At 69.2% G+C, this 11352-nt stretch carries 8 protein-coding genes; all 8 read right to left on the reverse strand.

What is annotated here, in order from left to right; genetic code table 11:
* Positions 1 to 33 precede the first annotated feature (33 nt).
* Positions 34 to 1242, reverse strand: coding sequence for a glycosyltransferase family 2 protein (locus ACZ7EG_RS02720; RefSeq protein ID WP_471071197.1), 1209 nt, complete (start codon positions 1240 to 1242; stop codon positions 34 to 36).
* Positions 1243 to 1444: 202 nt separating this feature from the next.
* Positions 1445 to 3559, reverse strand: coding sequence for a hypothetical protein (locus ACZ7EG_RS02725; protein ID WP_471071199.1), 2115 nt, complete (start codon positions 3557 to 3559; stop codon positions 1445 to 1447).
* Between the two features lie 174 nt (positions 3560 to 3733).
* Entirely contained in the window at positions 3734 to 5230 is a 1497-nt protein-coding gene (locus tag ACZ7EG_RS02730; protein ID WP_471071203.1) for a D-ribitol-5-phosphate cytidylyltransferase, read from the reverse strand.
* A gap of 571 nt (positions 5231 to 5801) precedes the next feature.
* Positions 5802 to 7352, reverse strand: a complete 1551-nt coding sequence (locus ACZ7EG_RS02735) for an alkaline phosphatase D family protein (protein ID WP_471071206.1) — start codon at positions 7350 to 7352, stop codon at positions 5802 to 5804.
* A gap of 178 nt (positions 7353 to 7530) precedes the next feature.
* The gene (locus ACZ7EG_RS02740; protein WP_471071210.1) at positions 7531 to 9018 is read right to left on the reverse strand and encodes a VCBS repeat-containing protein; all 1488 of its coding nucleotides are present in this window, start codon (positions 9016 to 9018) and stop codon (positions 7531 to 7533) included.
* A gap of 144 nt (positions 9019 to 9162) precedes the next feature.
* Positions 9163 to 10599 carry a GTPase ObgE gene (gene obgE / locus ACZ7EG_RS02745; protein WP_471071212.1) on the reverse strand — a complete coding sequence of 479 codons (1437 nt, stop codon included), beginning with the start codon at positions 10597 to 10599 and terminating at the stop codon, positions 9163 to 9165.
* Between the two features lie 124 nt (positions 10600 to 10723).
* On the reverse strand, positions 10724 to 10978 hold the full coding sequence (gene rpmA / locus ACZ7EG_RS02750; protein ID WP_003990207.1) for a 50S ribosomal protein L27: 255 nt from the start codon (positions 10976 to 10978) through the stop codon (positions 10724 to 10726).
* A 14-nt stretch (positions 10979 to 10992) separates the two neighbouring features.
* Entirely contained in the window at positions 10993 to 11313 is a 321-nt protein-coding gene (gene rplU, locus ACZ7EG_RS02755; protein ID WP_030836278.1) for a 50S ribosomal protein L21, read from the reverse strand.
* Between the last annotated feature and the right edge of the window lie 39 nt (positions 11314 to 11352).

The following is an 11352-nucleotide window of genomic DNA, read 5'->3' on the forward strand; positions in this document are numbered from 1 at the left end:
CACACCCGGCATCTCCGCGGACGTCAGCTGCGGTCACGCAGCGTGCCGTACCTCCCGGGACGTCAGCACCCTGCGGGCCTTGCGCACCGCCCGGCGCATGAACGTGTCGACGCCGCCCTCGCGGTACCCCGGGAAGGCGCGGGCCTCCCGGGGCTCGGCGAGGTAGACCGAGTCGGGGACGCCGGCGGCGCGGTCCCGGAAGTGCGGGTAGGCCAGGTACACACGGCGGCCCTTCCTCTCCAGGAGGGCCGCCGCCTGCTTCTTGCTCTTGACGAACTTCACGACGTCCAGGAGCAGTTCGGGACGCTGCTCGGCGACCAGGTGCAGCCGCAGCCGTTCGTGGACCTTGAGGCGCTGGGCGACGCCCTCGGTCCAGTAGGTGTCCATCAGCGGCTTGGCGAGCTCGAACTTGTGCCGCCGTATCTCCTCGCTGTCCGTCAGGTACTTGGGCCCGAACTGCGGCAGCAGCGTGATGAGGAAGGGCCGGACCATCAGCTGGTCGCGCCGGCCGCCCGCGGGGACGAGTTCGGCGATGAGCTCCATCAGGGCCCGCGCGGAGTCGAAGCGCAGCGTGTAACTGCCGCTCTTGGTCACGTGCTTGCCGTCGTCGCGGCCCACCAGGTAGTAGCAGGTGTGGTCGGCGACCACGGAGACGCCGTCCGCCCGCAGATACGCCTCCATGGTGAACAGCGCGTCCTCGCCGGTGAACAGCGACTCGTCGAAGCGCATGCCGTGCCGGTCCAGCAGGGCGCGGCGGAACAGCTTCTGCGCGCTGAGCGTGAACTTGATGTTGGAGGAGAAGACGTCCGTCCGCTCCACGGTCTTGCCCCACATGGACTTCGGCGCCGAGCGGTTGACTCCCTCGACCTTGCCGAGCACCACGTCCGTGCCGGCCCGGTCCGCCATGGCGACCATCCGCTCCAGGGCCTCGGGACCCAGCCGGTCGTCGGCGTCGAGGAAGAAGACGTAGCGCCCGGTGGCCTTGCCCAGACCGACGTTGCGCGGGCCGCTGGGGCCGCCGGAGTTCTCCTGACGGATCACCAGGACGTGCATGGGAGCCCGCTCGGCGAACTCCTCCAGGTACTCCCCCGTTCCGTCCGTCGAACCGTCGTCCACCGCGATGACCTCGACGCGCGTCGGATCGATGGTCTGTGCCTCGACGGACGAGAGGCACTCGATCAGATACGGCATCGCTTCGTACGCACCGATGATCACACTCACATCAGGCTGCGTCACGGTCACGTTTCCCCCTAGTCAACGGGATATTCCCTCCGTATCGCCTCATTCGCTACTTGATAGACGGGTGATCGCGGCAAGCGGTTGCCTACCACACCCGTACTAGTGGGACACGTCACACAGTGCTTCGACAGGCTGCGGAAAAGAGAAAGAGTCCGGCCCCGAGGATGACTCCCCGGGGCCGAACTCTTCGCTCGGCGGCGGTGGTTCAGGCCGTGCCGACACCGTCCGTGTCACCGGCGGCGGACATCCGCTGCCCGGGCACGGCGTTCGCCAGCTCGGCCTCGGTCTCCGCGAGGGCGGCCGCGTCCCGTGACTGCTGGCCGACGTTGCGGGTCTCGGCCTTGAGGGCGAGGTTCGCCACGGCGGTGTTGAACTGCTCCAGCGAGGTCGGCTCGTCCGGGCCCAGCAGGTACTGCTTGAGCTCCTTGCGGTCCTCGGCCAGCGGGTCGGTGTCCGGGGCGCGAACCGCGCCGAGCAACTCGCCCAGCTCGTCCGCGCTGTTGGAAAGGATCACCGCGGCACGCACCGCCGTGTTGTTCCGCTTGAACTCCTCGACGCCCACCCCGGCGGAGTCCGTGACCGCGTACGGCTTGCCGCTCGCGATGAAGTCGGAGACCACGCTGGAGATGTCGGAGACCATCGCGTCGGAGACGTTGAAGCAGTCGTACAGCCGCGGCTCGGCGCCCGTGATGACGCGGTGCTCCCAGGACGGGAAGGACCGCCAGTAGGCGTCGTTCCACTCGGCGCGCAGCCGGGCGACCTCCTCGTGCCGGGCGACGTCGACCAGCCCGTCACGGGTGGCCACGGCCTCGTCGCCACGGTCGCCGCGGGAGCCGGACAGCTGCGCGAGCCGGGCCTGGATCCGGTCCAGCTCGGCCTTGGCCTGCGCCTGGGCGGCGGTGTCGGCGACGAACCGGGGGTTGATGGCCCGCTCGGCGGCGGCCTTCTGCACCAGGGCGGTGATCCGCCGGTGCGCGGCGCCGGCCTCCTTGCTGACGTTGCCGGTGAAGGGGTGCGGCTTGTACAGGACGCGGACCGGCGGGTCGGCCTGCACCAGCTGCTGCACGATGTTCTCGCCGGCCAGCACGACGGAGGTGTTGCCGGGGTTGCCGTCCCAGCCCTCCCAGGTGGGGGCGTACAGGACCGTGGGGATGCGCCCCTCGGGCACGCCCTGCCAGGTCTGGATCGGGGCGAGCTGCGGGCGGCCGACCTCGACGATGTCGTCGTCGCGGACACCGACGTCGGCGATGGCGTAGCGGTCGCGGCCCGCGCGGCCGGCCGTCCACACCTCGTCGTAGACCTTGCTGTACGGGTTGACGCTGGCGAGCTTGTCGCTGTCGCCGTGGCCGATGAAGACGTGCTTGATGGTGGGCACGCGCAGCATGTGGATGTTCTTGCCCACGTTGGCCGCGTAGAGCGCGACGCGCACCGTGGACAGGTCCATGTTCATCAGGTGCACCCCTCCGGGCACGCAGATGACGGGGACCGTGGTGGGCGCCAGATTGTTCAGGATGGCCCGCTCACGCAGGATGATCAGCGGCTTCGACTCCAGCTTCTCCATGGTGTCGAGCCACATGTTGACCTGGTAGGCGGAGTCCTTCGAACCGGAGAAGTACAGGACCGTCTCCGGCTTGTACTCGCCGAGCCAGTCGTCGACGGCGGCCAGAACCGTCTCGGCCCTCGGCGGGATCTTCCGGCCGCGCACGAACGGCACGAGCGTCAGGACGTACAGGGTGGCCAGGGCCACCGTGATGCCGATGCCGATGAAGCCGATCAGGGCCGACTTCACCTGGGCGGCGAGCAGGATGCCGACGACGGCCGCGAGGTCGAGGTGGAGCATCTTCTCGGCGGAACGGTGCAGCAGCTTGCGCGGCGGGGCGTCCGGGATGCGGATCCGGGAGGCCAGGTCGACGTTGCGGGTGGCGACCGGCATGCGGCGGCGGTTGCGGATCAGCTGCACCAGCGCGCCGTGCGGGGCCTGCAGGCCGTAGAAGGCGATGAAGCAGGCGATCGCCCCGTAGTAGATCAGGTTGTCCGCGAGGGACAGCCGGGCCAGCAGCAGGACGAGCAGCAGCTGCCGGATCAGGAAGCGGATCGACAGGCCCGCCCGCACCTTGCCGAGGCGGTTGATCAGATAGCTGCCCTTGCGGTGCAGATAGTGGTCCGCCAGGTACGTCACGGCGGCCGCTGCCGCGAAGGCGGGAACGCTCGGGACGAGCGCGGCCAGCATGAGGGCGGGGAAGCCCGCCACCATGAGGACCGCCGCGGCCAGCTCGGCCGCGCTGCCCACCCGGGCGACGCGAATAGCGGTGGATATCACGGAGAAACCTGCTCTTGGGAGGGGTGTGCCGGTCTTGGTTCGAGAATGCGGCTGGTCTGTGAATATTCGCGGGACTGTATGGATTCAGGCCCCTGCGAAACCACCTGTACACGGAAACCCGTTATCAGGAGGGCGCAGAGGCCTGAATTACTGAAGTCTATTTGGCGCCAATTATTACACGCCGTCCTGCCGGTCCAGCACCGTGGCCAGGGCCTGCTCGAAGCCGGATGCCCGGGCCGCGCCGGCCGTCGGGTCCTGCTGGCGGACGTCGATGACGTGGCCGGTGAGCTCGGAGAGCAGCACGTCGAGGGAGGTACGGGCCACGGCCTCGGAGGACAGCAGGGTCCCCGAGGGCTCCTGGCCGAAAGCCTTGGTGCGCATCGGGGTGGCGGTGCGCTCGGGGTTGATGCAGTTGACGCGGACGCCGTCGCCGGCCCACTCGTCGGACAGGGCCTGGGTGAGGTTCACCATGGCGGCCTTGGTGGAGGAGTACAGGCTGTACTCGGCGCGGCCCCGGGTGTAGCTGCTGGAGGTGTAGAGCAGCAACTGGCCCTTGGTCTCGGAGAGGTACTTGTACGACGACCGGGCGATCTGCACCGGGGCGAGGTAGTTGACCTTCAGCGCCTCTTCGATGGTGGCGTTGTCGGTCTCGGCGAGCTTGCCTATGCGCAGCACGCCGGCGGTGTTGACCACGTAGTCGATGCGGCCGGTCTCGGCGTACGCCTTGGACAGGGCGTCGTCGACCTCCTCCGGGTTCTCCACGTGGGTACCGGTGGTGGAGCGGCCCAGCGCGTAGACCTTGGCGCCGTAGGACTCGGCGAGTTCGGCGATGTCCTTGCCGATGCCGTAGCTGCCGCCGAAGACGACCATGGTCTTGCCGGTGAGCAGCTCGCGGTAGGCCTCCTCGGAGACCTGCTCGGGCGCGGCGGTGGAGGCCAGCTGGAACAGCTTGTCGGCGATGAACACGTCGACGGGCTGCGTGACCTTCATGTTGTACTCGTCGCCCGCGACGACGTGGATCGGCACGTCCGGCAGGTACTTGAGCACGACGGAGCAGTCGTCGGTGGCCTGGAAGTTGGGGTCGCCGGAGGCGACCTCGTAGGCCCGCTTGATCGTGGACAGCTTGAACGCCTGCGGCGTCTGGCCGCGGCGCAGCCGGGAGCGGTCCGGGATCTCGGTGATGAACTCGCCGTCCTCGCCGTGCGTGCGCGTGACGATGATGGTGTCCGCGGACGGGATGGCCACGTCGACGGCCTGGTAGCGCTCCAGTGCGACGACGCAGTCGTCGATGACGCGCTGCGAGAGCAGGGGGCGCACGGCGTCGTGGAAGAGGACGTTGGCGTCCTCGCCCTCGGCCAGGCCCTCACCCAGCGCGGCGATGGCGCGCTCGGTGGTCTCGTTCCGTGTGGAGCCGCCCTCGATGACCTTCGAGACCTTCTTGAAACCGGCCTTCGCGACGATCTTCTCGATGTCGGGCACGTAACCGGGCGCCATCAGCACGATGATGTCGTCGATCGAGTCGGCGTTCTCGAAGGTGGTCAGCGTGTGCTCGATGACTGCCTTGCCGGCGATCTTCAGCAGCTGCTTGGGGATCGACAGACCCACGCGCTGACCGGTGCCACCGGCCAGGATCACTGCGGTGGTACGGGGCTTGGCTATGTGCTGGGACACAGGTGACCTACCTTGGGGCGACAGGGAACTCGGAAATGGTCCCACTTGTGGTTACCGCGATGCAAGGTGAGCGCCCTCCACCGCATATGTGCGCGCCACCTCTCATTCACCTGACGGCACTGGTGATTGCGGACGGTCGCGCGAGCCCCGGGAAATTGCGCTGTGAGTAACTGCACAGAAGCTCAGCGACAGCGGAGCCGCACGGGACAGCGGTGACCGGGGACCTTCACGGGTTCCTCGGACGATGTCCAGTGCACGGTACGCGCTTTGAGGGTGCCCCGCGTACCGCGCCCGCCGCCCGCGGGGCAGGACACGCAGGTCCCGGGTGCGCGGATCCCCGCTTCCCGGTGCGCACGGCTGCACGCGTTCTTCATGACGGCCGGCCGCGAATACGGCTCTCCCGGCAGCTCATTGCCACGGAATTCCTGGTTGCGATTCCGCAGCATTTCGGTCTCGGCGAGAGCAATACGCCGCAAACCCGGGTCGGACTTCTCACCCCGTCCTCCCGCCCCGTACGGCGACGAGCCCGGGACTCCGACGAGTCCCGGGCTCACGCGGCTCACGGGCCGGGTCAGACGACCTCGACGCCCGGTCGGCCCGCCTCGACCCTCAGCCGGGCCAGCGTGCTCGGGGTCGCCGTGGGCCGGCGCACCGTGTCGACCACTCTGACCAGGGCGTCGATGCCGCCACGGCGGACGTCGAAGAGGTGGTAGCCGCGGTGCGCGTCGAGCAGCTTCCAGTGCGGGTTGTCCGGGCGTCGCGGGTCCCACTCCTTGCGGAAGGCCTCCTGGTCCTGGTCACCGTTGCTGGAGATGGAGGTGCCGACGAACTCGGCGCCGACGACCTGCGAGTCCGGGTCGGCGTAGTCCTCCTTGAGGTCGCTGATCATCGTCAGGTGTCGGTCCCCGGAGAGCACCACGGGGTTGCGGACCTGCCGGAACTCATCCAGGAACGCGTTGCGTTCGGCCTGGTAGCCGTCCCAGGCGTCGTAGAACCAGAGCTTGCCCTCGCCGACCTTGAGGTCGGTCTCGGCCATCATGATCTGGGAGGCGATGAGGTTCCAGCGGGCGGGCGAGTTCTGCAGCCCGTTCAGCAGCCACTGCTTCTGCCGCGCGCCGAGCATGGTCAGCGAGGGGTCCTGGGCGCCTTCCTGGCTGGTGGCCTGGTCGCTGCGGTACTGGCGGGTGTCCAGGACGTTGAGCCGGGCCAGCCGGCCGAACTCCAGGCGGCGGTACATCCGGATGTGCGGTCCGTCCGGAACGGCGGTGGCACGGACCGGCATGTGCTCGTAGAACGCCTGGTACGCCGCGGTCAGCCGGGCCACGAACGCGTCGTGCGGCTGCTTGTCCGGGTCCTGCGGGATCTCGCCGGCGAAGTCGTTGTCCACCTCGTGGTCGTCGAAGGTCACCACGAAGGGCGCGTTGGCGTGCATCGCCGCGAGGTCCGGGTCGGTGCGGTACTGGGCGTACCGGTTGCGGTACTGGACGAGGCTGAACGGCTCACCGGTGCCCTCGTGCCGCCGCAGGGCCGTCGCCGAGGGCGTGGACTCGTAGATGTAGTCGCCCACGAACACCACGACGTCCGGGTCCTGCTCGAGCATGTCCGCGTATGGCGTGAAGTAGCCGTGCTGCCAGTTCTGACAGGAGGCGAGGGCCATGCGCAGGGAGCCACCGGAGCTGTGGGGGTGGGGCGCGGTACGGGTGCGGCCGACGGGCGAGAGCTGCCCGCTGGTGCGGAAGCGGTACCAGTAGGTACGGTCCGCGCGCAGTCCGCGTACGTCCACATGAACGGTGTGCCCGTACTCGGGCCGGGCCTGGGCGGTGCCCCGTCGGACGGGCTTTCTGAACCGGGGGTCCTCCGCGAGCTGCCACTCCACCGGCACCACCCGGTCGGGCATGCCGCCGCCGTTCAGCGGGTCCGGGGCGAGCCTGGTCCAGAGCACGATGCCGTCCGGGAGCGGGTCGCCCGAGGCGACGCCGAGGCTGAACACACCGTCCGGCAGCGGCGTCTCCGCCGCGCGGGCGGCGGCCGGGAGCCACAGCTGGGCGGAGGCCGCGGCACCGAGCACGGCGGCACCCGCGGTCAGAAAGCGGCGTCGGTCGGGGGATACTGCTCCGGTCATCGGCTGACTCCCTTACCTCGCTGGCCACATGGACACGGGGAAGCTTCACGCTCGCGGGCAGTCCGCCCGCTGAACGCCGGGGTTCACGTACATGACAACTAAGCAGACAAAGAGAGACTCGCCGCAGCATCGGAACAAGCCGTTGCCGGGGCGAGTCTGACAGGTGATCAGTAACGGGTCAGCGAGCGAAACCCCTGCCGAGGGAGGAGCCGCTCTTGACCGTGCCCAGGGTGCCCGCGCCGAAGCTGACCGAGCCGGTCGCGGTGGGGGTGTTCAGCGGGTTGGGGAACGCCCAGACGCCGCCGTCCCGGTTCTCGCCGGTGGCGCCGGCGAACAGCTCGGCCCGGCCGTCACCGTTGACGTCGAGCAGGTTGGTGTCGCCGCCGAAGAAGTCGTTCTGCTCCGCCGTGCCCGGGACGTTCTTGGTGTTCTGGTTCATGCTGTAGGCGCCGTCTCCGGTGAGCCCCTTCTTGCCGCCGCGCAGGACGGTGACCTGACCGGCCGCGTACACCTCCCCGAGGTCCTCGCTCGAACTGCCGGTGGAGACGTCCGCGTAGCCGTCGGCGTTGGCGTCGCCGACGGAGATGCTCCCGCCGAAACCGTCGGACCACTCCGAACTGCCGGGCACACCCGGGGTCTCCTGCGTGATGATCGTCGTACGGGAGGTGTCGGGTCCGCCGGCCGAGCCGTGCACCACGCCGATCTGACCGCCCTTCAACAGCGGGTCGTCGAGGTCGACTTCGCCGAAGCCGTCGTTCGGGCGGCCGATGACGAGGTCGGCGTACCCGTCCTTGTCCACGTCACCGACACCGAGGCTCTCGCCGCCGCGCATGCGCGTGCCGTCGGGGTTGTTCACCGGGGCGGGAGCGCTCAGGCCGTCACGGGTGCCCCGCAGGAAGACCGCGCGCCGGTGCCTGTAGTCGGGGTCGTGCATGTCGTCGTCGCTGACGTCGTGGATGAGCGCGACCAGGTCCGTGATGCCGTCGTGGTCGACGTCGCCGGCGGCCACGTCGTCCGTGACGTACGCGGGCTCGATGGCCAGGGTCCGACTCTTGGCGGCACCCGTGGTGCGGTCGAACGGCCCGTACAGCAGGCGGTTGCCGGTGGCGAGGTCCAGTTGTCCGTCGCCGTTGAAGTCGCCGAGCGCCGGGGTCTCGGGGTCGACCCGGTCCTCCTCGGTGCCGGTGGCGACGGCGGTACCGCCGGACAGGCCCTGCTTCCCGCCCCACAGCACGGCGAGCGTACCGGCGTAGGTGACCTCCCCGACGCTCTCGCCCGGGGCGCCCACGACCAGGTCGGCGTAGCCGTCGCCGTCCAGGTCACCGGCGGCGAGACCGTCGCCGTAGTCGTCGTTGGTCTCCGCGGTACCGGGTATGCCCGGGGTGTTCTGGCTGATGACCTGCTTGCGCGTGAGGTCGAGGCCCTTGGCCGAGCCGTACACGACGGCCACGTACCCGGCCTGGGCCTGCCCGTCGACCTTGCCGCGCGGGGCGGCGACGGCCAGGTCCTGGTAGCCGTCACCGTTGAAGTCGTCCTGGAGCTTCTTCGCGACGGACGGGGCGGTCGGTGCGGCGGGGGCCGCGTGCGCGGCGGCCACCGGGGTGGTCACGGCCGCGACGACGGCGATGGCCGCGGCGACCGCTCGGCCGACCCTGCGCTTACTCATGGACTGAGGCACGTCAACTCCGTTGATCCGCTGGGCAGTTACAGCGCGATGGGGAACAAGATCCCCACCGGCGCCACCCTGTACGACTCACCGAAGAACGACTTGGTTGCACCGAAGTCCGTTGCGAATTTGCTGTTTGTTAACTCAGAACGGCTCGAAGTCGTCGAACTCCTGCTGCGCCTCGTCCCGCTCGGCCTGCCGGTCCTTGCGGCGCTGCGCGGCCGGCCGCTCCCCTTCGAGCCGGTGGTCCTCACCACGGCGGCCGAGCATCTCGGCCCCGGCCGTCATGGACGGCTCCCAGTCGAAGACGACCGCGTTGTCCTCGGGGCCGATGGCCACGCCGTCGCCGCCTCGGGCGCCCGCCTTCATCAGCTCCGCTTCGACACCGAGCCGGTTGAGCCGGTCCGCGAGGTATCCGACAGCCTCGTCGTTGTTGAAGTCGGTCTGGCGCACCCAGCGTTCGGGCTTCTCGCCCCGCACCCGGAACAGTCCGTCGGCCTCCTGCGTCACGGTGAAGCCGGCGTCGTCCACGGCCTTGGGCCGGATCACGATCCGGGTGGCCTCTTCCTTCGGCTTCGCGGCCCGCGACTGCGCCACGAGCTCGGCGAGCGCGAAGGACAGCTCCTTCAGGCCCATGTGCGCCACGGCCGAGACCTCGAAGACGCGGTAGCCGCGCGCCTCCAGGTCGGGGCGCACCATCTCGGCCAGATCCTTGCCGTCCGGTACGTCGATCTTGTTCAGGACGACCATGCGCGGCCGGTTGTCCAGCCCGCCGTACTGCCGCAGCTCTTCCTCGATGATGTCGAGGTCGGAGACCGGGTCACGCTCCGACTCCAGCGTCGCGGTGTCGAGGACGTGCACGAGCACACTGCACCGCTCCACGTGCCGCAGGAACTCCAGGCCCAGGCCCTTGCCCTGGCTGGCGCCGGGGATCAGACCGGGCACGTCGGCGATCGTGTAGACCGTCGAACCGGCCGTGACGACACCGAGGTTGGGCACGAGCGTGGTGAAGGGGTAGTCGGCGATCTTCGGCTTGGCGGCGCTCAGCACCGAGATCAGCGATGACTTGCCGGCACTCGGGTACCCGACGAGGGCCACGTCGGCGACGGTCTTCAGCTCCAGGACGACGTCCCGCAGGTCCCCCGGCTCGCCGAGCAGCGCGAACCCGGGCGCCTTGCGCCGTGCGGAGGCCAGCGCCGCGTTGCCGAGTCCGCCCCGGCCGCCCTGCGCGGCGACGTACGACGTGCCGTGACCGACCAGGTCGGCGAGGACGTTGCCCGCCTTGTCCAGCACGACGGTGCCGTCCGGCACCGGCAGGACGAGGTCCTGCCCGTCCTTGCCGGAGCGGTTGCCACCCTCGCCGGGCTTGCCGTTGGTGGCCTTGCGGTGCGGGGAGTGGTGGTAGTCGAGCAGCGTGGTGATCGACTGGTCGACGGTGAGGATCACGTCCCCGCCGCGCCCGCCGTTACCGCCGTCCGGCCCGCCGAGGGGCTTGAACTTCTCACGGTGGACGGAGGCACAGCCGTGGCCCCCGCTACCCGCGGCGACGTGCAGCTCGACGCGGTCCACGAAGGTGGTCATGGTGTGTGCCTCCAGGTGCGTACGTATGTGTACGAGGTTCTACAGGGGTGTTCTCTGCGTAACACGCGAAAGGCGGACCCGCTTCCCGTGAGGGAAGTGAGGTCCGCCTCGCGAAAGCTTCCGATCAGGCGACCGGAACGATGTTCACGACCTTGCGGCCACGGTGGGTGCCGAACTGCACCGAACCGGCCTCGAGGGCGAACAGCGTGTCGTCGCCGCCACGGCCGACACCGGCGCCCGGGTGGAAGTGGGTGCCACGCTGACGGACCAGGATCTCACCCGCGTTGACGACCTGACCGCCGAAGCGCTTCACGCCGAGCCGCTGGGCATTGGAGTCGCGACCGTTCCGGGTGGACGATGCGCCCTTCTTGTGTGCCATTTCTCCTCAGTCCCTTACTTCGCAGCCGTGGGGATCTCAGTGACCTTGATCGCCGTGTACTGCTGGCGGTGGCCCTGGCGACGGCGGTAACCGGTCTTGTTCTTGTAGCGCAGAATGTCGATCTTCTGGCCCTTGTGGTGGTCCACGACCTCGGCCTGGACCTTGATGCCGGCCAGCACCCACGGGTCGCTGGTCACGGCGTCGCCGTCGACAACGAGCAGGGTCGAGAGCTCGACCGAGTCGCCAACCTTGGCAGTGGAAATCTTGTCAACCTCAACGATGTCGCCGACAGCAACCTTGTGCTGGCGACCACCGCTGCGCACGATGGCGTACACGCGGAACTCACTCTCTAGCTCGGGAAACGGCACCCCCGC

The organism is Streptomyces sp. NPDC037100, from assembly GCF_055606225.1.

Coding starts and splice junctions, on each gene's coding strand:
- ACZ7EG_RS02735 (WP_471071206.1), bottom strand. CDS start 7,352: ATGACCGGAGCAGTATCCCCCGACCGACGCCGCTTTCTGACCGCGGGT.
- ACZ7EG_RS02740 (WP_471071210.1), bottom strand. CDS start 9,018: ATGAGTAAGCGCAGGGTCGGCCGAGCGGTCGCCGCGGCCATCGCCGTC.
- obgE (WP_471071212.1), bottom strand. CDS start 10,599: ATGACCACCTTCGTGGACCGCGTCGAGCTGCACGTCGCCGCGGGTAGC.
- rpmA (WP_003990207.1), bottom strand. CDS start 10,978: ATGGCACACAAGAAGGGCGCATCGTCCACCCGGAACGGTCGCGACTCC.